The sequence below is a fragment of the Sulfitobacter sp. CB2047 genome (genome assembly GCF_000735125.2).
GTDB lineage: Bacteria > Pseudomonadota > Alphaproteobacteria > Rhodobacterales > Rhodobacteraceae > Sulfitobacter > Sulfitobacter pontiacus.
The window spans coordinates 2,196,674-2,218,566 of sequence record NZ_CP072613.1 but is presented as its reverse complement, the minus strand read 5'-3'; the positions used below and the strand labels follow the sequence as shown (position 1 = coordinate 2,218,566).

General features: G+C 62.6%; 21 protein-coding genes and 3 tRNA genes. 7 read left to right on the top strand and 17 right to left on the bottom strand.

The genetic code is table 11. The features are described from left to right. Positions 1-36 precede the first annotated feature (36 nt). Positions 37-759, top strand: a complete 723-nt coding sequence (locus IV89_RS11015; protein WP_037943947.1) for a DUF3445 domain-containing protein — start codon at positions 37-39, stop codon at positions 757-759. A gap of 39 nt (positions 760-798) precedes the next feature. On the opposite strand, the gene IV89_RS11010 is transcribed toward IV89_RS11015, so the two are convergent. The 4 genes from IV89_RS11010 to IV89_RS10995 form a co-directional block, all read right to left on the bottom strand. Further along, a complete protein-coding gene (locus IV89_RS11010) occupies positions 799-1,236 on the bottom strand; it encodes a glyoxalase superfamily protein (protein WP_235183773.1) in 438 nt (145 codons plus the stop codon). A 279-nt stretch (positions 1,237-1,515) separates the two neighbouring features. Next, the gene (locus IV89_RS11005; RefSeq protein ID WP_005852656.1) at positions 1,516-2,319 is read right to left on the bottom strand and encodes a lytic murein transglycosylase; all 804 of its coding nucleotides are present in this window, start codon (positions 2,317-2,319) and stop codon (positions 1,516-1,518) included. A gap of 149 nt (positions 2,320-2,468) precedes the next feature. Further along, complete coding sequence (glnA, locus tag IV89_RS11000; RefSeq protein WP_005852657.1) at positions 2,469-3,875, bottom strand: type I glutamate--ammonia ligase; 1,407 nt, start codon at positions 3,873-3,875, stop codon at positions 2,469-2,471. Positions 3,876-3,911: 36 nt separating this feature from the next. Then, positions 3,912-4,250: a P-II family nitrogen regulator gene (locus IV89_RS10995; RefSeq protein WP_005852659.1), complete on the bottom strand. Its 339-nt coding sequence runs from the start codon at positions 4,248-4,250 to the stop codon at positions 3,912-3,914. Between the two features lie 246 nt (positions 4,251-4,496). Here IV89_RS10995 and IV89_RS10990 point away from each other — a divergent pair, with 246 nt between their 5' ends. Both IV89_RS10990 and IV89_RS10985 read left to right on the top strand, forming a co-directional pair. Continuing rightward, positions 4,497-5,339: an NAD(P)H-hydrate dehydratase gene (locus IV89_RS10990; protein ID WP_037943949.1), complete on the top strand. Its 843-nt coding sequence runs from the start codon at positions 4,497-4,499 to the stop codon at positions 5,337-5,339. 103 nt (positions 5,340-5,442) lie between these two features. Further along, positions 5,443-5,526 (top strand) — tRNA-Leu (locus tag IV89_RS10985). 122 nt (positions 5,527-5,648) lie between these two features. Here the strand turns inward: IV89_RS10985 and IV89_RS10980 are convergent. The 11 genes from IV89_RS10980 to IV89_RS10930 all read right to left on the bottom strand — a co-directional run bounded on the left by IV89_RS10980 (position 5,649) and on the right by IV89_RS10930 (position 16,840). Continuing rightward, on the bottom strand, positions 5,649-6,161 hold the full coding sequence (locus tag IV89_RS10980) for a hypothetical protein (protein WP_037943951.1): 513 nt from the start codon (positions 6,159-6,161) through the stop codon (positions 5,649-5,651). 139 nt (positions 6,162-6,300) lie between these two features. Next, positions 6,301-8,103: a sodium:proton antiporter gene (locus tag IV89_RS10975; protein WP_037943953.1), complete on the bottom strand. Its 1,803-nt coding sequence runs from the start codon at positions 8,101-8,103 to the stop codon at positions 6,301-6,303. Between the two features lie 185 nt (positions 8,104-8,288). Further along, the gene (locus IV89_RS10970; protein ID WP_037943955.1) at positions 8,289-9,572 is read right to left on the bottom strand and encodes a serine hydrolase domain-containing protein; all 1,284 of its coding nucleotides are present in this window, start codon (positions 9,570-9,572) and stop codon (positions 8,289-8,291) included. A gap of 174 nt (positions 9,573-9,746) precedes the next feature. Then, positions 9,747-10,370 (bottom strand): glutathione S-transferase, encoded by a 624-nt coding sequence (locus IV89_RS10965; RefSeq protein WP_037943956.1) that lies wholly within the window; start codon positions 10,368-10,370, stop codon positions 9,747-9,749. Further along, positions 10,367-11,296, bottom strand: coding sequence for an AEC family transporter (locus IV89_RS10960; protein ID WP_005852681.1), 930 nt, complete (start codon positions 11,294-11,296; stop codon positions 10,367-10,369). Before IV89_RS10960 ends, IV89_RS10965 begins: the two co-directional genes overlap by 4 nt. A 110-nt stretch (positions 11,297-11,406) precedes the next feature. Further along, the gene (locus IV89_RS10955; RefSeq protein WP_005852683.1) at positions 11,407-12,204 is read right to left on the bottom strand and encodes an MBL fold metallo-hydrolase; all 798 of its coding nucleotides are present in this window, start codon (positions 12,202-12,204) and stop codon (positions 11,407-11,409) included. After that, positions 12,204-13,022, bottom strand: a complete 819-nt coding sequence (locus IV89_RS10950; RefSeq protein WP_009826687.1) for a TatD family hydrolase — start codon at positions 13,020-13,022, stop codon at positions 12,204-12,206. Before IV89_RS10950 ends, IV89_RS10955 begins: the two co-directional genes overlap by 1 nt. Before the next feature lie 32 nt (positions 13,023-13,054). Beyond that, positions 13,055-14,170 (bottom strand): DNA polymerase III subunit delta', encoded by a 1,116-nt coding sequence (locus IV89_RS10945; protein WP_005852687.1) that lies wholly within the window; start codon positions 14,168-14,170, stop codon positions 13,055-13,057. 39 nt (positions 14,171-14,209) lie between these two features. Continuing rightward, positions 14,210-14,848: a dTMP kinase gene (tmk, locus tag IV89_RS10940; protein WP_037943958.1), complete on the bottom strand. Its 639-nt coding sequence runs from the start codon at positions 14,846-14,848 to the stop codon at positions 14,210-14,212. Continuing rightward, positions 14,845-16,014 (bottom strand): D-alanyl-D-alanine carboxypeptidase family protein, encoded by a 1,170-nt coding sequence (locus IV89_RS10935; RefSeq protein ID WP_005852693.1) that lies wholly within the window; start codon positions 16,012-16,014, stop codon positions 14,845-14,847. Before IV89_RS10935 ends, tmk begins: the two co-directional genes overlap by 4 nt. A gap of 22 nt (positions 16,015-16,036) precedes the next feature. Continuing rightward, the gene (locus IV89_RS10930; protein WP_081858803.1) at positions 16,037-16,840 is read right to left on the bottom strand and encodes an SPOR domain-containing protein; all 804 of its coding nucleotides are present in this window, start codon (positions 16,838-16,840) and stop codon (positions 16,037-16,039) included. Positions 16,841-17,184: 344 nt separating this feature from the next. Here IV89_RS10930 and IV89_RS10925 point away from each other — a divergent pair. The 3 genes from IV89_RS10925 to IV89_RS10915 all read left to right on the top strand — a co-directional run bounded on the left by IV89_RS10925 (position 17,185) and on the right by IV89_RS10915 (position 20,092). After that, positions 17,185-17,274 (top strand) — tRNA-Ser (locus tag IV89_RS10925). Between the two features lie 121 nt (positions 17,275-17,395). After that, entirely contained in the window at positions 17,396-18,739 is a 1,344-nt protein-coding gene (locus IV89_RS10920) for an esterase-like activity of phytase family protein (protein ID WP_037943960.1), read from the top strand. A gap of 237 nt (positions 18,740-18,976) precedes the next feature. Next, complete coding sequence (locus IV89_RS10915; RefSeq protein WP_037943961.1) at positions 18,977-20,092, top strand: glycine cleavage system protein T; 1,116 nt, start codon at positions 18,977-18,979, stop codon at positions 20,090-20,092. A gap of 21 nt (positions 20,093-20,113) precedes the next feature. Here the strand turns inward: IV89_RS10915 and IV89_RS10910 are convergent, their stop codons facing one another. After that, positions 20,114-20,989 (bottom strand): hypothetical protein, encoded by an 876-nt coding sequence (locus IV89_RS10910; RefSeq protein WP_037943962.1) that lies wholly within the window; start codon positions 20,987-20,989, stop codon positions 20,114-20,116. 127 nt (positions 20,990-21,116) lie between these two features. On the opposite strand from IV89_RS10910, the gene IV89_RS10905 reads away from it, so the two are divergent. Further along, positions 21,117-21,192: transfer RNA gene (locus tag IV89_RS10905), tRNA-Thr, on the top strand. Positions 21,193-21,270: 78 nt separating this feature from the next. On the opposite strand, the gene IV89_RS10900 is transcribed toward IV89_RS10905, so the two are convergent. After that, the gene (locus IV89_RS10900; RefSeq protein ID WP_037943963.1) at positions 21,271-21,837 is read right to left on the bottom strand and encodes a hypothetical protein; all 567 of its coding nucleotides are present in this window, start codon (positions 21,835-21,837) and stop codon (positions 21,271-21,273) included. Positions 21,838-21,893: the final 56 nt, after the last annotated feature.

The window sequence follows — 21,893 nt, the reverse complement described above, 5'->3', positions numbered from 1 at the left end:
GGCTACCCCTCATCCGCTGACCAAAAAGGAGACCTCATGCCCGTGATATTGCAAACCAGACTACCGGACGCGCAAACCGGCACGCCCGGATTGCCGGGCACGGGGCCTTGCGGGGCGGAGGACTGGCTGCTGATGGACGAAGCCTACGCGCCGCAGATGGTCTACCGCGAAGCGCTGCTGGCGGACCGACCCGAGGTTGTTTTCTACCAAAGCGAGGCCGCCAGACCCGCCGCGACAGAGCTGTTGTCCGAGGCGCTGACCCTTCTGCCGCGATTCGGTTTCACCCTCGGGGCTGATGCGGTGGTTTGCCCCGACGGGCGCAAGGTCACGCTGGACCGGTCGCAACCGCTGTGGACGCTGGCGCATCTGGTGCAAGAAGACCTCTGCATCCTGCAAAAGCGTGGCGATGAACATGTGCTGACCGCTGCGGCACTGTGCTTTCCGGCGAACTGGCGGCTGGCGGATAAGATAGAGCAACCCCTGACGGGCATTCACGCCCCGGTCGAGGAATATGACGCCGATATCGCGCGGCGTGTGCAACGTCTGTTTGACGGCGTGCGGGCAGGGCGGCCCCTGTGGCGGTTCAACAAGCTGCGCTATGCGGATGCGGATCTGCACCAGCCGCGGCGGCGCGAGACAGGCAGCGACATGCCCTTTATCCGGTCAGAGCGGCAGTGCATCCTGCGTCTGCCCGAAAGCGACGCGGTGGTCTTTACGATCCACACCTATGTGGTGCGCGACGGAGATGCGCCTGCCTGAGCGGACCCAGACAGGCGCGATGGTTCGGGATTGATGGCGCTAGGTCAGAACCAGATGCGGCTGCCCGTCAGAGGTCTTGCGTGGGGAAACCCCCTGCGCATCGACCACCGCATTGATCTGCCGCCGCATATTGCTGAACAGGGGCGAGGTCACAACGTCAATGGCCGTGTCAAAGCGCAAGGTCAGCGACCACATGCCACTGCCCGATAGACGCGCCGCCTTGACCACGCCGGTAAAAGGATGCCCTAGATAGCGGCCTTGCACGCGGTCGCCGGGTGTCCAGCCCTGCGCAGGGGCGGCGGCCTGGGCGCTTAGGGTGTTCCAGTCGCGCGCGCCCCATTGGTGGGCCACCATTTCCAGCGTCGCCGCATGGGACAGTGCTGTGCCTTGGGCTGCAAGGTCCGCGCGCAAGCGTTTGGCCTGGGATTTCAGCACATCAGCCGAAGGTACGGCGGTGGGATGGTTTTGGGTTGTCATCATAACACTCCTGCTCTCGCAAAAGTCGAAGGGGGTCCGCGTTGCCCGTCAATCCGCGAGATTGAAGGTGTGTTCTTGATCAAGGACTTCACCGATATGCGGACGGCAGGGGCCTTTCCCTATGGGCGCTATATGGCGCTTGGGTGCTGCAATTGCAATGGGGTGGTGCGGGTGGCACGGGGCGGATGCCTTCGGCGAGGATTTTCAGCCATTTGGAAGCAAAACGCGCGCGCCGCAGGACCGGCGCGCGCGTGGCGGTTGTTTTTACTTTCGAGGGGGTTAGCCGTCGATGCGGGCGGCCATGATGGCGATGGCTTTCTGGTACACGCCGGCAGCGTTCCACTGTTTGATCACATTGAAGTTGGTTTGCCCTTCCTGATAGCCGGCCCCGGGTTGCCAGCCTTTCTGACGCAGGAAGTTCGCGGTCGAAGCCAGCGCATCGGTCTGGTTGTAGAAATCAACGCGGCCGTCGCCGTTACCGTCCACCCCATAGCGCAGGGCATTGCCGGGCAGGAACTGGGTGTGGCCAAGCTCGCCATGTTTCGCGCCTTTGGTGCCGCCATTGATCGCGCCGGTATCAACCAGTTTCAGCGCGCCGATGGCGTGGGGGGCAAAGAAATCGGAGCGGCGGCAGTCATAGGTCAGCGTTGTGATCGCAGAGACCACCGAGGTATCGCCCATGAAGCCACCAAAGGCGGTTTCCATCCCGTGGATCGCGATGATCACCCCCGCTGGCACGCCGTAGCGCGCTTCGAGTGACTGGTAGAAGCTTGCATTGCGGGCCTTGCGCTTGCGGCCTTGGGCGACGATCGTATCGGCACCGCGCACCTGCATGAATTTATCGAGCGAATAGTTGAAGGATTTCTGGTTGCGGTCGGCGGCGATGGTGCTGCTGGCATAGCGCGCGTTTGCCAGTGCATCGAGCCCCCGTTGACCGACACCCGCGGCGGCGGCCTCTTTCGCGAAGGCGGGTTTCCAGGCGTCGAAGCCTCCCGCGTTGTTGCCACATTGGGCCGCTGCAACTGGGGCGGCGAAGCCCAAAGAAAGCATAAGTGCCGTGGCAAGACGTTTGGTGGGGCGCATGAAATAACCTCTGACTATATTAAACTTCGGCTGACTCTAGCTCAGCTGTTTCGAACTTCAAATAGCAAGACGCATTCCAAGCGAAAGGGCGCCCCGATAGGGACGCCCTTTGCTGTTGGTCTGGCCACCCGTCCGGGTGGAGACCGCGTTTAGCAGCTGTAGTACATGCCGAATTCAACAGGGTGGGGGGTGTGCTCGTATTTGTGCACTTCTTCCATCTTGAGTTCGATATAGCCTTCGATCTGGTCTTTGGTGAATACGTCACCGGCCAGCAGGTAATCCATATCCGACTGCAGCTCTTCCAGCGCTTCGCGCAGGGAACCGGAAACGGTTGGGATATCGGCCAGTTCTTCGGCCGGCAGATCATAGAGGTTTTTATCCATGGCTTCGCCCGGATCGATCTTGTTCTTGATCCCGTCAAGGCCGGCCATCAGCAGCGCGGCAAAGCACAGGTAGGGGTTTGCCGCCGGATCGGGGAAGCGGGCCTCTACGCGTTTTGCCTTGGGGGATTCGGTCCATGGGATACGGACACAGCCCGAGCGGTTGCGTGCGGAATAGGCGCGCAGAACGGGGGCTTCGAAACCGGGGATCAGACGCTTGTAGCTGTTGGTCGCCGGGTTGGTGAAGGCGTTCAGCGATTTCGCGTGGGACAGGATACCGCCGATGAAATACAGCGCTTCCTGGCTTAGGTCGGCATATTTGTCGCCTGCGAAGAGGGGCTTGCCGTCTTTCCAGATCGACATGTTCACGTGCATGCCGGAGCCGTTGTCGCCATAGATCGGCTTGGGCATGAAGGTTGCGGATTTACCATAGGCGTGCGCCACGTTGTGGATCACGTATTTGTATTTCTGCAGCTCGTCCGCCTGTTCGGTCAGCGTGCCGAAGATCAGGCCCAGTTCGTGCTGGCAGGACGCCACTTCGTGGTGGTGTTTGTCGACCTTCATGCCAAGACGTTTCATGGTCGAAAGCATTTCGGCGCGCAGGTCCTGTGCTTCGTCCGTGGGGTTCACGGGGAAGTAGCCGCCCTTGAGGCCCGGGCGGTGGCCCATGTTGCCCATTTCATAGTCGGTGTCGGTGTTCCAGGACGCGTCGGACGCATCAACTTCGTAGGATACCTTGTTGATCGAGTTCGAGAATTTGACGTTATCGAACAGGAAGAATTCGGCTTCCGGACCCATATATGCCACATCACCGATACCGGAGGCTTTCAGGTAGGCTTCGGCTTTTTGCGCGGTGCCACGGGGGTCACGCTCATAGGCTTCGCCTGTGTCGGGCTCTACAACAGAGCAGTGCACGCAGATGGTTTTTTCGGCATAGAACGGATCAACATAGGCGGTGTCCGTGTCGAGCATCAGCTTCATGTCGGAGGCTTCGATGCTTTTCCAACCCGCGATGGAGGAGCCGTCAAACATGAACCCTTCTTCGACAAAATCTTCGTCAACAAGATCGGAGACGATTGTCACGTGCTGCAGTTTACCGCGTGTATCGGTGAAACGTACATCAACGTATTCGATGTCCTCGTCCTTGATCTTCTTCAGGAAGTCCTTGGTGCTCATTGGATGATATCCTTTTCTTGAATCTCGTAAATTCGATTAAAGCGCGTCTGACCCGGTCTCGCCGGTACGGATGCGGATTGTTTGTTCGATGGGGCTGACGAAGATTTTGCCGTCGCCGATCTTTTCGGTCTTCGCGGCCGATACGATGGCCTCGATGGCGGCGTCTACCTGATCGTCGTCCAACACGATTTCGATTTTTACCTTGGGCAGAAAATCCACGACATATTCAGCGCCACGGTACAATTCTGTATGGCCCTTTTGACGCCCGAAGCCTTTGACTTCGATAACGCTAAGGCCCTGAACGCCAACCTCTTGGAGCGCCTCCTTGACTTCATCAAGCTTGAACGGCTTGATTACAGCTTCGATCTTTTTCATCTGAGGCCTCCCTGCCAGACGGGTGATTTTCGGTCTACATCGGTGTCATCTCACCGTGCGGGCCGACGGTCTACCAGACGCGCGATGGAGTCCACCGAAAGAGGCGAAAATTTGTGCGCATCGGCTGTTTTATGTGCGTTGCGATTAAAATCTGTGCAGTTTGAAAATCCATGTGCTGGCAGGCTTGGCTATCGCTTGGGCAGGTGGTTTATCTTCGGGCAAAAGACGGACCGGAAAGGGGCTGCCATGCAACCGAGTGCCATCACCGCAGACACGCTGGACTTTGACCAATTGGCCAAGGGGCAGGGGCATAAGTTCGATCACGGGCATGCGATTGTCGTGACCGGTGGGGCCGGGCGCACGGGTGCTGCGCGGCTGTCCGGGCGTGCGGCGTTGCGGATGGGGGCGGGGCTGGTCACACTGGCCGTACCGCCCGCCGCGCAGATGGAGGTGGCGATGCAGATCACCGCCCTGATGCTGTCGCGCGTCACAGGCCCCGAGGATTTGGCAGAGCTGGCCGGTGACAAACGCGTGCGGGCGCTGTGCATCGGGCCGGGCTTGGGGCTGAAACCGGCCCATGTGGCGCTGGTGCGGGCAGTGCTTGAATGCGGCAAGCCCTGCGTGCTGGACGCCGACGCGCTGACCCTGATCGCGCAGGAGCCCACCCTGTGGGAGCGCCTTGGCCCGCACTGCGTGCTGACCCCGCATGGCGGGGAGTTCGCACGTCTTTTCAAGGGCATATCCGAGGGTGACGCCGATAAGGCGAAGGCCTGTCTGATGGCGGCGCAAAAGGCGGGGTCGATTGTTCTGTATAAGGGGGCGACCACCCTGATCGCGCATCCCGACGGCCGCGTCGCGGCGCATCACGGCACGGGCGATCGCGCGGCCCCGTGGCTTGCCACCGCCGGCGCGGGGGATGTGCTGTCGGGCATGATCACCGGTCTGCTGGCCCGCGGCATCACGCCTTTCGAGGCGGCGCAATACGCCACGTGGCTGCATGTAGAGGCAGCACGTCAGTTCGGACCGGGGCTGATCGCCGAAGATCTGGTCGAAGAAATCCCCCGCGTCTTCAAGGCGCTGGACCTCTAGCGGCGGTCGGGTGCAGGCACGCGTGGCAGGTGAGAAAAACTATACGTCATGCGCGTTTTTCCCCCTCGCCACTGGGAAATTTCTTTGATAGTGAACGCGCAATGCGGGTGTGGCGGAATTGGTAGACGCACCAGATTTAGGTTCTGGCGCCTATGGCGTGGGGGTTCGAGTCCCTTCACCCGCACCACTTCAACTTATTGATAATCATGCATAATTCGCGCGCTTCAGCGCCTGCGTTTTGATGTCTGTCTTGGCTGTGAACCATGCGCCGCGCCCGAAGGGTGTTCGGGCGCGGCGGGGCTGCGTGGGTTACGCGGCGGCTTTGAGCGCTTTGTCGGCCTTGTCGGCGACGGGCTCAGCGGCGGATTTGGCCGTTGATGCGGCCTCTGTTGGCGCGTTCGATTTCAGCAGGGCCGACAGGTAGGATTTGCTGGCCTGCTGGGGCGAGCTGCTGACCGGCGCGATCGAGTCGATCAGGCTGCGGGCCTGTGCGGCTTCGATCCGGGCTTCGGCTGCGGCGCGGGCTTGCGCCTCGCTCATGCCGCTGTCTTCGGCGTCCGAGGTGGCAACCGGGGTTGGGGCGACGGGGGCCGGAGCCTCCGCAGCGGGGGCTTGCGCTTTCTGCGCAGGGGCGGCGGCCTGAGACGACTGCGCAGGGGCAGTTTCAGCGGTGGGCTGCGTTTCTTGCGCGGCCGGCTGTTCGTCTTTGGCTTTGGCGTTGTTCTTTTCGGTGTTACCGGTCTCGGACTTATCTTTCTGTTTCTCGGCCCCTTTGGGCTGAGACTGCTGGCTGCCGCCAGAGAAAAGTGAACTTATTAACATAGATTTGCCTTTTCAGTTGGTTACCTACATGACTGAAGCAACTGCCTGACCGGTGTGGCGAAAAAATGGTCCAATTAAGGTTAATGCGAAGCTGAAATACCCGCGCAGATAGTATGCTGCGCGGGTCGGTGTGGTCTGATCACTCCTCCGGCGGGCGAAGAGCGATAACATGGATGCCGTCGCCGCCTTTGAACTCTTCGTTCTTGCGCATGAACTTGATCTCGCCGCTGGTGGTGATCTGGGCGAGCAGCCGCGCCTCGGGGCTTTCGGCGCGCCAGTCTTCCAGCGTGAACTCCTCTGACAGACGTGTGCTGCGGAAGCGCCAGCCTTGGGCGATCAGATCACGCAGTTCCGCATGTGTCGCCTCTAGCCCCAAGGGCCGCCCGCCAAGGGTGCGGGGCAGCTGGTGGCGGCTGCTTTCGGATTTCTCGCGCATCACCTGAAACACATTCTCGCGGCCGAATTCCGGTGCCAGGTCGGTGGTGACCAGCGTGTTGTAGGCGTCGTTATCCGTGGCAGCGATCAGCGTGGCATAGCTGACGAGTTCGACGCGCTGCTCTGCCGCCTCTGACAGAATATCACCCGAGAATGTGTCGATCCCCGCCGCGCGCGCCTTGCGCAGGCGGATGAAGTTGGGGTCGGTCATCAGCACCGGAATCTTTGCTTTTTTCAGCACTTCGGCCAGCTGCGTTGTCCAGTCCGAGCCGCCGATGATCACCACGCCGGGCGTGTCCGCACCGGTCAGCCCCAAAAGCCGCGCAAAGGGGGCGAGGGTGAAGCCGTTGACCACCACGGTCACCGCCACAAGCGCAAAGGCAAGCGGCGCGATCAGGGCGGCGTCCTCGAACCCGAGGCTGAGCAGGCGTTCGCCAAACAGACCCGCGACCGCGACCAGCACGACGCCGCGCGGTCCGGTCAGGGCCACCAGTAGTTTTTCGCGGAACGGGATGCCCGACCCGATGAGCGAGATAAACACCGTCACAGGCCGTGCGACCAGCACCACCACAGCCACAAAGGCCGCCGCGCGCCAGTCGAGATTGCCAAGCGCCTCGACATCCAGCCCTGCGGCCAGCAGGATGAACACGCCCGACACCAGCAGCACGGTGGCATGTTCCTTGAAACGGCGCATTTCCTCGTAGCTGGGCAGTTTGGAGTTCGCGATCACGATCCCCATGATGGTCACCGCCAGCAGCCCGCTTTCGTGCAGCACGGCATCGGACGCGGCAAAGACCCCCAGCAGCAGGGCAAAGAGCACGGGCACCTTCATATACTCGGGCACCCAGCCGCGTTTGAAGGCGCGCGACAGGCCGATCCCCGCAGCGACACCGGCGGCAGTGGCGACGGCGGCACCGATAAACAGCTCCAGCATCGCCTCGGACGCTGTTGTCGCGGTGTTCAGCGCGATCACGACCTCGAAGGCCAGCACGGCGGCCAGCGCGCCGATGGGGTCGTTCAGGATCGCCTCCCATTGCAGCAGGGTGGCAGGGCGGCGCGACAGCCGCGCGGTGCGCAACAGCGGCGCGATGACCGTGGGGCCGGTCACGATCATGATCCCGCCAAAGACGGCCGCGCTGGACCAGCTGAGCCCCGCCACATAATGCAGCGACAGCGCCGACATCAGCCAGCCAAGGGGCGCGCCGATATAGACCAGCCGCCGGACACCGCCGACCGCGTCCTGCAGCGTGTGAAAGTTCAGCGACAGACCGCCCTCGAACAGGATAATCGCCACGGCGATAGAGATCATCGGCCCCATCAACGGCCCGATATCCCGTGCGGGGTCGAAGATGCCCAGAACCGGCCCTATCAGGATACCGGCCACCAGCATCAGCACGATGGCGGGCATGCGCAGCCGCCATGCGATCCATTGAGACCCCACCCCGATCGCGCCGACCAATGCGATCGCAGTTACAGGATTTAGCGCGCCGAGTGTTTCTGTTGCCACAATGTGAACCCTTTATAATCAAAGCGATGACGTAACGCGGACCATCCCGCTGACAATGGCCGGTGTGAAATTTTAGGGGGTTTCCGTGTCGCAAGCCAGCGATCTGTCGTGCTGAACGACAAAAGGCCCCGACGTCAGGGGCCTTTTGCGCGAGGGTATGGGGCGGGGCGCGTGGCCCCGCGAGGTCAGTCGTCGACGCGGCTGTCGGCCAGCGTGCTAAAGGCGAGGTTCTTGAAGATCAGCCGCAGCGGCCCCCGATTGGCGGGCGACTGGATCATCAGCAGCGCGATCATATCTTCGGCAGGGTCCGCGTGATAGCCGGTTCCTGCGGCACCGCCCCAGTTGTATTCACCGGCGGAGCCCATTGACGGGGCGTTGCCGGTTTCAAGTCGCACACCGTACCCCAGACCAAAGCCGTAGCCGGGGCCGGGCAGGTAGTATTTGCCGGGTTTGATGCCCTCAAGGTGGTTCGAGGTCATCAGCTGCACCGACTTAGGCGACAGCAGCCGCGTACCGTTCAACTCTCCGCCATTCAGCATCATCTGCGCGAATTTGGCATAGTCATGCACCGTGGACATCAGCCCGCCGCCGCCCGACTGGTTCGGCTTGCGCACGCGCGGGTCAAAGACATCGCGGCTGCCCAGTTTGGCCTGATCGGCGAAGGGTTCGGCGATCCGCGGGAAATCCGCCGCGTCATCGATGTAGAAGGCCGTATCCTCCATCCCCAGCGGGTCGAAAATACGCGCCTTCATGAATTCCTCAAGCGTCTGGCCTGAGGCGACCTCTACCACCGCGCCCAGAACATCTGTCGCGCGGGAGTATTCCCATGTGGTGCCGGGGTCATGCTCAAGCGGCAGGGACGCCAGCAGATTGGCTTGTTCGATCGCCGTGTTCTCGGGCGAGGCGACCCCGGCCTCGTTATAAGCCTCGCGCGCGGGACCGGCCCCGAAGAAGCCATAGGTCAGCCCCGAGGTATGGCGCATCAGGTCGCGCACCGTCATCACGCCTTTGGCGGGGCGGGTCACGGGCTTGCCCTCGGCGTCTTTCTCACCGGTGACCACGGTCAGGGTTTTATAGGCGGGCAGATAGGTCGAGACAGGCGCGTTCAGCAGCAGTTTGCCTTCTTCGACCAGCATCATCGCGGCGACGGATGTGATGGGTTTGGTCATGGAGTAGATGCGGAACAGCGTGTCTTCGGTCATCGGCTCCCCGTCGGGGGTGCGTTTGCCCATGGTGGACAGATGCGCGATCTGACCGTCGCGGATCAGCATCAGCACGGCCCCCGGCGTCATCCCCTTGTCCACCAGCGCGCCAAAGGTGGCATCCATCCGCGCCAGTCGGTCAGGGTCGAACCCCAAGGCGGTCGCATCGCCGCGCGGCAGCTCTTGGGCCCATGCGGGGGTTAGGGTGGTAAAGGCGGTGCCAAGGGCCAGCGCCCCGGCGACCAGACCTGATCTGAAATGTTTCATTATATCTCCTCCCGGTTGTTGTGATCCGGTGGGACCACGACCCAAGGTTAGGAGTGTGCACGCCGCTGTGGCAACCTGCCTGACGGCTGTCAGGGCAGCGGCGCGGCTTTGTGACGTAGGGTAACTTGTGCCGCGATGCAGCGTACGCGGGGGCGGGGCAAGGGGGGTGTCGCCCTAGGCAGGAAAGACCGTAGGCGCGTCGCCCTCTGCCCATTGCGGGTATTTATCCATCACGGCGGCAAAGGCCTGCGAGGTCAGGAACCGGTCCAACCACGCCTGCAACTGCGGCCAGGGCTGCGCGTCGAACCAGGGTTTGTCGATGAAGGCGAACTGCCGCACGAAGGGGGCAATGGCCATGTCGGCAAGGCTGGGGGTGTCGAAAATATAGGTGTCAATTTGCGCGTCCAGCGCCGTCAGATGGGCGGCGGCTTTGGCCCGCTCTGCCTCCGGATCGGCGTCGGGGTAGCGGGTGGCGTATTTCGTGCGGTCCAGTGCGTGTTTGAACGGCCCGTCGCAGCGGCTGATCCAGTCCCATCCCGCGTCAGGCATCTGCAGCAGCCCTTCGGGATCGTGTCGGCGCAGAGCCCAGATCATGATGTCGAGGCTTTCGTCAATGACCTCGCCCGTATCCAGCGCCAGACAGGGCACCGTCCCACTGGGCGAGGTCGCCAGAAAGGCGGCGGGCTTGTCGCGCAGCACGACCTCGCGCAGCTGCACCTGCTGGCGGGCCGACCGCAGCGCCAGCCGCGCGCGCATGGCATAGGGGCAGCGCCGGAAAGAATAGAGCACGGGCATCATGGCAGCACGCTGAGCCAGAGCCACGCGGTCAGCACCGACCCCACCGTCGCCACCAGCACCGAGCTTGCCGCGACCCGCCGCGCGCGGCCATACATATTGGCGAAGATATAGGCGTTGAACCCCGGTGCCATCGCTGCCGTCAGCACGCCCGAGCGGAACAGATCCTGCGGCAGGCCAAAGCCGCTGCCCATGAACCAGACAATCGCGGGATGCACGATCAGTGCCAAAAGGCAGACCATGGCGATGGTCTTGCTGTCGCCCTCGGGGCGGTACTGGATCAACACGCCGCCCAAGGCAAAGAGTGCCGCGGGCAGGGCAGCGCGTACGATCAGCGACAGCGCGTCGTCGATCACACCGGGGATCGCCAGCCCGCTAAAGTTCACGGCAAAGCCCGCGAGGATGCCCAGAACCAGCGGGTTGTGGAACATCGCCCGCGCCACATTGCGCGCAAAGGCCGGACCGGATTGGCCCCGGTTGCGCACGAACTCCATCACCGTGATCCCCAGCCCGTAGCAAAAGGGCGAGTGGATGGCGATGATCGCAAAGTTCCCGATCAGCGCCTCGGGCCCATAGGCGCGTTCGGTGATCGGCAGCCCCAGCAGGACCGAGTTGGAAAAGAGGCTGCAGAACCCGATGGCCACACAGTCTTCCCAGTCGCGTTTGAACAGGATGCGCGCGCCGAACAGCCCCAGCGTGAAGCAGACCGCCGCGCCGGTGTAGAAGCTGAACAGCAGTCGCGGGTCGAAAGAGGCGGAGAGATCCAGATGCGCGATCGATTGGAACAGCAGGCAGGGGATCGCGAAGCTTTGCGCGAACCGCATGACCCCGTCGATGCCCGAGACCGGAAAATACCCTCGCCAGACAGAGACATAGCCAAAGCCGATGACAAGGAAGACGGGCAGGATGACTTCGAGAAGCGTTTGCACGAGAGATATGGCCTTGGGTGCGGGTGGCGCTGTCGGAGTGGGGGTTTCACACCCCCACGCCCCCGTGGAGTTTATAGGGCAAAATGAAGTCCGGACCCCGCGGGCGGGGGCTAGACCGGAAAGCTCAGGGTCATGCCATCAAAGGCGGGTTCGATATGGTCGGGGGTTTCCGCGGCCAGCGTGTCATAGTCGAGGTCGTTGTGCATATTGGTCAGCACAGCGGTTTGCGGTGCCATCTGTTCGATCCAGTCCAGGGTCTGAGCCAGGTGGCTGTGGGTTGGATGCGGGTCGCGGCGCAGCGCGTCGACGATCCAGCAGCGCAGGCCCTTGAGGTGGGGCCAGATGTCATCGGGGATCTGCGCCACATCGGGCAGATAGGCCACATCATTGACGCGGAAGCCAAGCGCATCCATCCCGCCGTGGTTCACCAGAAAGGGCGTGAAGCAGAGCGTGCCACCGGGCCCGTCGATCGTCACGTCGCCGTCAATATGGTTCATCTCGAGGATCGGCGGGTAGGACGATCCGGGGGGCTGGATGAACACATAGCCGAAACGGTCCAGCAGCGCCTCGCGCGTGGGCGTGTCGGCCCAGACCGGCAGACGTTGGCGCATGTTGATCACGATCATCCGCAGGTCATCCAACCCGTGCACATGATCGGCGTGGGAGTGGGTATAAAGCACCGCGTCCAGCCGTCCGACGCCCGCATCAAGCAGCTGGCTGCGCATATCGGGGGAGGTGTCGATCAGCACCGATGTCGTGCCCGCATCCGTGATCCGCTCGACCAGGATGGAGCATCTGCGTCTTGCGTTCTTGGGGTTGGCCGGATCGCAGGCCCCCCAGTGCCCGCCAAGGCGCGGCACCCCGCCAGACGAGCCGCAGCCCAGGATGGTGATCTTCATCTCGGCCATCAGGCGGCGTCCTGATATTGGGCGGCCTTGGTAAACAGCCGGTCGAAATTCGCCTGCGTCTGCGCGGCAAAGCTGGCATAATCGATGCCGAAGGTTTCGGCCCCACGCCGCGCCGTATGGGCGGTAAAGGCCGGTTCGTTGCGTTTGCCGCGATGGGGCGGCGGGGCCAGATAGGGGCTGTCGGTTTCGACCAATATCCGGTCCAGGGGCGCGTCGGCAAAGATGTCGCGCAGATCCTGGGATTTGGGGAAGGCGGTGATGCCCGACATCGACAGGTAGAACCCCAGATCCAGTGCCGCACGGCCAAGCGCCTGCGTCGAGGAGAAGCAGTGCATCACGCAAGGGTAGGCCCCGTTGGCATGTTCCTCTCTGAGGATGCGGGCCATATCGTCATCGGCGTCACGGGCGTGGATGATCAGGGGCAGGCCGCTGTCACGGGAGGCGGCGATATGGGTGCGCAGGCTGGCTTGCTGCGCCTCGGCGCTGTCAGCGGTGTAGTGGTAGTCCAACCCCGTTTCGCCGATTCCCACCATCTTGGGGTGTTTGGTCAGCGCCATCAGGTCGTCATAGCTGGCCATCGGCTCTGTCGCGACGCTCATCGGGTGGGTGCCGGCGGCATAGAAAACCGGGGCATGCGCCTCGGCAATGGCGCGCACGGCGGGTTCGTTCTTGAGCTTGGTGCAGATGGTGACCATGCGTGTCACCCCTGCGGCTTGGGCGCGGGCGATCACATCGGGCAGTTCACCGTCGAAATCGGGAAAGTCCAGGTGGCAGTGACTGTCGGTGATCGGGTGAATGTCGCGGGTGCTGTCTGTCATGCCTGGGGTCCTGCCTGTTCGTCTTGCGTGGGCTAGCGCGGTGCGGCGTCGCCCATCTTGAACAGGGTATCTAGGACCAGTGCGGCAGGGTCAAGGTTGACCGCCATCCCGTGGCGCGCGCGGGTGCCGATGTCTTGCGCGGTCTCGGCCCAGACCCGTCCTTGGGCGGGGGTGGGCGACAGGCGGGTCAGCACCGCGGCCTCGTTCTGGGCGGCGGCGGTTTCGGGTGGGCGGCCAAGGGCACCGGTGCGGGCCAATCGCAGCATCAGCAAATCCACCAGCGTGAACAGCAGCGACAGTTTTTCTTCGGCCCCGCGGGCGGCGGCGGCCTCTGCCAGTTTGAGCGCGCGGGCGCGGTCCAGCCGCGGCATCGTATCTAGCAGGGCGACCAGTTCGCCATACATCGCGAGCCCGCCCATCAGCGACAGGGACAGCGCGCCGCCGACAGACCCGCCGGAAAGCGCCGCGAGCGCTGCGGGATCGCCCTGAATATCCACCTCGGACTGGCCGAGCGCCTGCGCCATATCATCCGGCGTCAGGGTGCCAAGCCGCAGGGTCCGGCAGCGCGAGCGGATGGTGGGCAGCAGGCCGGAGGGGCGGTGGCTGATCAGCAGCATGATTGCGCGGGCGGGCGGCTCTTCCAGCATCTTGAGCAGCGCGTTCGCGGCATTGGGGTTCATCAGGTCGGCGTCATCGACGATCACGACACGGCGCCCGCCATCGGCAGCGGACATCTGGAAGAACCCGTTCAGCTTGCGGATGTCATCCACGACGATCTGCTTGCGCAGCCGTTTGGTTTTCTCGTCAACAGAGCGCGTGATCGCCTTCAGCGCGCCTTCGCCCCCGGCCGCAATACGGCGGGCGACGGGGTGGTCGGGATCGATATCAAGGCTGGTGGGGGCGGGGGTGTCGAACATGCCGCCGTCCTCTGCATCGGGGGTGGCCAGCAAGAACCGCGCAATACGCCACGCCAAGGTGGCCTTGCCCACCCCACGCGGGCCGGTCAGCAGCCAGCCGTGGTGCAGCTTGCCCGAGTTGAAAGCATCGAGGAACGCGGCCTCTGCCGCCGACTGGCCGAAAAGCTGCGGCGTGTCGCGCGGGTGGCGCGCGCCGTCGATACGGTCGGGCTGGGGGGCGTCATCACTCATGTCACGTGGTCTAGCAGATTGCGGCGGCAGGAAAAGGGGTCAGCGCGCATCAAGACGCGGGCGCACCTGCGCAAACACATCCGCCGCCACCGCATCGATGGATTGCGCGCCATTGATGGTGACGAAACGGTCGGGGAATTCAGCGGCAAGCGACAGGAAGCCGGCGCGCATGGCGACCTGCAGGCTTTCGCCGAAATCCTCGAACCGTTCCTCGACCGTGTTGCGCGACAAAGCGCGGCTGAGCCCTTCGCCGGGGTCCATATCGATCAGGACGGTGACATCGGGCTCGACGCCGATCATCAGGCTGTGCAACTGGTCCACGGCACCGCGCAGGTCACCCCGGCTGAGCCCCTGATACATCCGGGTGGAATCGGCAAAGCGGTCGCAGATCACGATCTTGCCCGCCTCGAGCGCAGGCAGGATCGTGCGTTCAAGGTGATCCCGACGGGCGGCGGTGAACAGCAGGATCTCGGTTCGGGCGGACCAGCGGTCGGGATCGCCCTGCAAGACCAAGGCGCGAATTTCCTCGGCCCCGGGGGAGCCGCCGGGTTCGCGGGTCAGCACGACCTGATGCCCGTCGGCCTCAAGCCGGTCTTTCAGTAATTTGGTCTGGGTCGATTTGCCCGAGCCGTCGATGCCTTCGAAGCTGATGAACAGGCCCTTGGCCGCGGTGCTCACGAAGCGGCCTCTGGCCCTTCGTTCAACCGGGTCAGCAGATGGCGGGCGGCGGCTTCAAGTTTGACCATGAACCCCCCTGCGGCAACGCTGTCGCGGGCAACCAGCGGGGCACGTACCTCTGGCAGGTCACCGCGGGTCAGCACCAATTCGCCGATGTTCTGGCCCTTGGTGATGGGCGCGCGCAGCGGGCCGGTATAAACCACCTCGGCCGAGACATCGCTGCCGCCGGACACAGGCACCAGCACCGACAGATCGCTTTCCAGTTCAAGGCCAACGGCACCCTGCGCGCCAAGCGCCACGGGGGCTTCGGCAATCATGGTGCCGGCTTTGCCCATGGACCGTTGCGAGAATTGGCGGAAGGCCCAGTTCACAATCGATTCCGATTCCTGCGCGCGGGCCGCGGCGCTTTCGAGACCGGACAGAACAAACACAACGCGGCGGTCGCCCTGTTTGGCAGAGCCGACAAGCCCGTAGCCCGCTTCTTCGGTGTGGCCGGTTTTCAGCCCGTCCGCGCCGATACCAAGCCCCAGCAGCGGGTTGCGGTTGGTTTTGTTTTGCGGCGCGCGCCCGTCAAACAGGAATTCGCGCTGCGAGAACATCGGGTAGTACTGCGGGTAATCCTCGATCAGGCGGGTGGCCAGCAGCCCCAGATCGCGCAGCGACATGCGGTGACCGGCGGCAGGCCAGCCGTTGGAGTTCGCGAAGGTCGAGTTGGTCATGCCCATTTGCTGCGCCCGCTGGGTCATCAGGCGGGCAAAACCGGCCTCTGACCCATCGGGGCTCAGCGCTTCGGCGATCACGGCGCAGGCGTCATTGCCCGACAGCACGATGATGCCGCGCAGCAGGTCTTCGACCTTTACGCGGTCGGTGGTGTCCAGAAACATGGTCGACCCGCCGTAGGACATGGCGTGCTGCGACACGGGCAGTTCCTCTGTCAGGTCCAGCCCGCCATTGCTTTTGCCCCGCTCGATCGCCTCGAACGCCATATACAGCGTCATCAGTTTCGACATGGAGGCCGGCGGCAGGGGTTCATCCGCGTTCTTGGTCAGCAGCACGGTGCCGGTGGTCTGGTCGACCACATAGGCCGCGCGGGCCTGTGTCTCGAACGCCTGCGCGGGCAGGGCCAACAGAAGGGTCGCAATCGTGGCTGCAAAAATACGGATCATGGCAGTTTCCTTTGGCGGTGGGTCAGTTCGACACGGCGTAGGCGTCAGAGAACCCTTCGGTCTTGATGGATTTCAGCAAATTGGTCAGTTCGGATTTCGTAGCGGCAGGGCCGACGACCACGCGCCAGAACGGCTTGTCGTTGATCTCGCTCCGTTTGACGGTGGGCAACATGCCCGCGCTGCGCATCTGGTTGGCCGCGCGTTCGGCATTTGCCTCTACACTGAAAATGCCGATCTGGACAAAGGGTTTGGCCAGCGAAGACGCAGGTTTGGGGGCTGCGGGTTTCGGGGCCGCCGGTGCAGCGGGCTTGGCCGCAGCGGGTGCGGCACCAATCGCGGCACCAGCCGTGACAGCGACTGGATCAAGCGCGGTTTCTGTCACTTCCGACGGGGTTTCAATCGTGCCTTCGGGGGCTGCGTCGGGGGCAGGGGTGTCATCGACTTCCTGACGGCGCAGGGCAGTGACGTTCAATGGCGCAGGGGCACCGGCCAGAATACCAAGGGCCGCCGCCGCATCCGACGACATCTGCAGCTTGGGCCCGGGTAGATCGCGTTCACGGCGAAACAACGCGCCGATGACGAATTTGCCATTGGCCTCGTTGCGGATGATCACCCGTTCGGGATCTGTGACATCGGGATGCGCGACCCAGACACCGCCAAGGCTGGGGCGTCCGTCCCAAAGCCCCTGATCACTGACCGAGAAAACCTCGGGCGCTTCGACGTCACGCTCCACCAGCTTGGTCGAGCTGGACGCCACCGCAGCAGAGCCTTTCTGACCGCCGGTCAGATTGCCGACCGCATCGCAGCCCGCCAAAGTCGTCATCATCAGCAAAACCCCTACCGTGCACCGCAGCGGCCGGTTGCCAGAAAAAGGGTGTAGCCCAAGGCTGTTCATGTCCGTCGTCCTTGCCTGCTGGCGCGGCGTTGTCCGCCGCCGCCTGATCGCGCCGTCAATACGGCATGTTTGATGCCCCATTGCCGGGGTCTTTGCGCTACACTAACGCGGGTACAGGGGTTTTGGAAAGGCTGACAGGACGGCATCGGCAAATTTCCCCACCCGGCCGGAACCCGCCCAACACGGGCTGCCGCTGTCTTGCGTTACGGTGCCACAGTGCGCGTCATTTCCAGGTTTGCAGAATCGCTGACACCCCTCTATGCGGTGCTTGCTGCGGAGGAGTGGCAGAGTGGTCGAATGCACTGGTCTTGAAAACCAGCGTGCGTGAGAGCGTACCGTGGGTTCGAATCCCACCTCCTCCGCCAATATCCCACCCTCTCACTACGCCTCTCCCCAATTCCGCGCCTGTCGTGGAACCGTCACCTTTGCGTTACGCGGCTGTTACCAGAATCGTGCATCAGGGACCGTCTTTAACGGAGAGCCCTTATGAAACACCCTATTCTTCCCCTTGCCCTGTCCCTTCTGGCCGCCCCTGCTGCCGCGCAAGAGACGTTTGATGCCACGCTTGCGGGCCATGCCTACCTGCCTGCGCTGAGCCTTGTCGCGCCGCCTGCGGATGCGCCGAAGGATGCGTGGATCAGTGGTAAGTTCACTGGTGGCGCGCGTAATGGCGTGCCGATGTCGGTGCAGGGCAATACGGGCAGGCTGCATGGCAAACGGCTGACGGGGCTGAACCTGCCCTTCATTGGCCAGCCGTTGCAGGGGTTTTCCGGTTTCGCGATGAACCGTGCCGAGGATGGGTCGGTCTATGTGCTGACGGACAACGGCTTTGGCTCAAAGGCGAACAGTCCCGATACGCTGTTGTTCTTCAGCCGGATGGACGCTGATTTCGACACAGGCGAGGTCGAGATCAAGGAAACGGTTTTTCTCCATGACCCCGATTTCAAAGTGCCCTTCCGCATTTCCTATGGCGGGACAGACAGCCGCTATCTGACCGGCTCGGATTTCGATCTGGAGAGCATCCAGCGCGTCGGCGACAGCATCTGGATCGGCGAGGAGTTCGGCCCCTATCTGATCGAGGCCACATTGGACGGGCGGATCAAGGGCGTCTATCCGACGATGGTGGATGGTGTTCAACTGAAAGGGCCGGACACGCCCGGTATCTCGGCCACATCGGTGAAGGGGACGGATTGGACCGTGCCACGCTCGGGTGGGTACGAGGGCATGGCGCTGCAGCCTGAAACGGGTTTGCTGTGGGCCATGCTCGAGAAACCTCTGCTGGCTGCGAGCGGCGAGAACGAAGGTGATTTCCTGCGCGTCATGGCCTTTGACCCCGAGGCACGCGACTGGACGGGCGAGGGCTTCAAGTTCAAGCTGGCCGAAGGGGCCACGGCGATCGGTGACTTCAACTTCATCGACGAGACCCGCGCGCTGGTGATCGAACGTGACAATGGCGAGGGCGAGCCTTCGTTGAAATGCGCCGGTGACCCGCAGGCAGATTGTTTCCCGAACCCCGCGATGGTCAAGCATGTGGTCCTGATCGATACCGCCGATGTGGATGCAGAGGGCTATGTGCGCCGCATCGGCCAGATCGACCTGATGAACATCGCCGACCCCGCGGGTAAGGCCCGCATCGAAACCGATGGCGGCGAGGCAGGGCGGTTCAGCCTGCCGTTCTTCACCATCGAGGACGTGATGCGGGTGGACGAGACGCATATCATGGTCGCCGTGGACAACAACCTGCCGTTCTCATCCGGGCGCAAGCTGGATGCCGCTGCAGATAACGAAGTGGTGCTGCTGAGCGTGCCCGAACTGCTGGCCGCGCAGTAACCCGACGCGCCCTTTCGGCAAAGGATGCCGAGGGGGCGTTTCACACCCTAGACACACCCCAGGCCCCGCCATTGCCCGCGCGCCCCCAACCTTTGGGAGGATGCCGGTTGATGTGCGGGGCTTTGCCGTGTCAGAAAAAGCGAACGCCCGCCCGATGGCATCGCCGTTCCCTGACCCCCGCGCCTTGGGACAGGGCACAGGGGTGGTACGGTGGGCCTTGGTAAAAGGATCGCCCCCATGACGTTTCAGATCGGCATTGGCCCGAATAATCGCAAATCCGCCTATTTCGACGCGACTGTCGCAGAGGGTGTGGCTTGTTTCTCGGTCTATAATCACATGTTCATACCAGCGCATTACGGCGACCCCGAGGGCGAATATGACGCGCTGATGAACGGGGTGGCCATGTGGGATGTCGCGGCGCAACGGCAGGTCGAACTGTCCGGGCCGGATGCCGCGCGGCTGATCCAGTATCTGACCACGCGCGATATGTCGAAAACCCGGATCGGGCAGGGACGCTATGTGCCCATGTGCGACCATCAGGGGCGGCTTATCAACGACCCCGTGCTGCTCATGCTGGCGCAGGATCGCTATTGGCTGTCGATTGCGGACAGTGACATCGCCCTATGGGCCAGCGCCATCGCGGCAGAGCGCGGGTGGGACGTGACCGTGGCTGAGCCAGACGTCTCCCCGCTGGCGGTTCAGGGCCCCAAGGCCGAGGCGGTGATCACCGCGTTGTTCGGCGACTGGGTGCGCGATCTGAGGTATTTCGGCTTCAAGCAAACGCAGCTGGGGGATATCCCGCTGGTGCTGGCGCGGTCGGGCTGGTCGAAACAGGGCGGCTTCGAGATGTATCTCCAGGACAGCAGCCGCGGGGGGGAGCTATGGGCAAAGGTAAAGGCCGCAGGCGCGCCCTTTGGCATCCGTCCCGGTGCGCCCAATGACGTTGAACGGATCGAAAGCGGGCTGGTGTCCTATGGTGCGGATGGTCGTCTTCAGACCAACCCCTGCACCCCGTATGACATCGGCCTGGGCAAGCTGGTCGATCTTGAGACCCCCGACGATTTTATCGGCAAAGAGGCGCTACGCCGCATCGCCGATGAAGGCGCACAACGGGAAAGGTCAGGCTTTGTCATCGCGGGCGCGCCACTGACGGGGGCGGCACATTCGATCTCCGTGCTGGACGACAAAGGCCAGCCGCGCGGCGTGCTTAGCGACTACGTCTATTCCAAACGTTTCGAGGCCAATATCGGCGTCGGGATGATCGCATCGGATGCAACGCAAGCGTCGCTGCACGTTGTCATTGGGGACGAGGCCCGCAACGTAACCCTGCGCAGCCTGCCATTTGAAAGCTGACCTTAGACGGTGGTCCCGCCGTTATGGCAGGATCACCCGCACGCCGGGAATTTCCTGAATGCGCGCAACGTCTTCGTCGTAAACCTCTGTCATCTCTTCGACCAGCTCTTCGGTCCAGCTGGGCATGTCCAGCTCTTCCTCGAGCGCGTCGTCGATCACGTATTTGTCCAGAAACGCCGCGATCACTCGCGGGTGCTCTGCCGTTGTCATCTCGGGATGCGAGGCGAGATAGGATTTGAACCGTTTCATGCCTTCGGGGCGCATGATCGTTTCCAGCAGGTCGAATTCCCCGTCCAACGGTGCCATCGTGGGCAGGCCCGCCATCTCGCGCATGATCTGCCCCCAGATCAGGGGGGCGTCTTCGTTGCACCATACGGTCACGGGAATCTCGGGCGCAGAATCACGTAGCAGCGCCAGCGTGTCGGACCAGCGCACATCCAGCGGATCCTTGTCGCCCCAGAACTGCGGCGGAGATTTATCGGCCGACACACCATACAGCACCGGCAGCAGGGTCGCGGGATTGCGGATGCCCATGAAAATCTGCAGTTCATCCTCGGGGAAAAGCTGCGCCATGCGCATCATCCGGACGGGGGCAGCGGGATAAAGCATCCCTTCAACAACCGCCGTCGCAGGGGTGCGAAAGAAGTTCGCGTCGGAAAAGATCACCCGATCCGCGTCAGAATCTCCCATGACCGCGTCCAGCAAGACATCCCGCGCCCCGTCCGAGGCGGATGTTTTATACATCGCATTCAACGTATCGCGAAACAGACCACGATAGGTCGCGGGGCTTGGCACATGGGTGCCCGCCTGCGTCAAAAGATCGTGGTTCGACTGGAGGCTTTTCAGCAACCTGTCTTCTTCGGTGTAATGGGCACCTGTGTGCAAAATCAACTGCATGAACGTCTTCTCACCCTTACTGATACCGGCTTTCCAATAGCCTTTCCTGCGACTTGTGTAAAACTGCAAAAAATTGACATTTCCCCTCTTGCACGGCCCGCAGCAATCTCTTAAACGCTCCCTCAGTGCCCCTATAGCTCAGCTGGTAGAGCAACTGATTTGTAATCAGTAGGTCCGCGGTTCGAGTCCGTGTGGGGGCACCACTTCTTCCCTGATTTCAATACATTGACAACTTTATGCGTCGCCGCATCCGCGATGCATTTCCCACATTTGTGCGTGCCTCACTGCTTGGCCAGCGGTAGGGGGATGATGTTTGATTTTCGTTTCATCCGCGCAAACTCCACCTGGGCGGCGTCTTTGCAGGTGGGGCAGATGGAATAGCTTTTGGCGAAGTTATCCGCATCTGGCGGGGTGCGCAGATCGATCCATTTGTCGCCGATCTGGAATGCGCAGCAGACCGAACATCGCGTGGTATCGTAGTATTCCTCGAAGGCGCTGACCGTAGGGTGAGGGGGGCTGGTGATCGCGTGGACAAGCATACTGCCGATGGTCAGGCTATCGTCGGGGGAGGGCCAGATCGTCAGCCGGTACAACCGCCGCACATCCGGCCCGTCACAGCGGTAAAGGATACTGAACAGTTGCTGTTCGATCCGGCAGGCCTGAAACACACCGAACAGATAGGTACGGGTGTTGGCCCCTTCGACGAAATCCCAAATCTCCCGCCCCAGCACATGGGTGGAGGTCGCCCCCGGCGCGTCATTTTCTATGGCGAAGGCGTCCCATTCGGACCCGACAGAGATGATCCGATCTTTGCTGTCCACGACATAGCTGTTTGTCTTGAGGTCCAATGAAAATGCCCTTGGAAAAATTTAAGGTCATAAACAGGATCATCGTTACGCTAGGT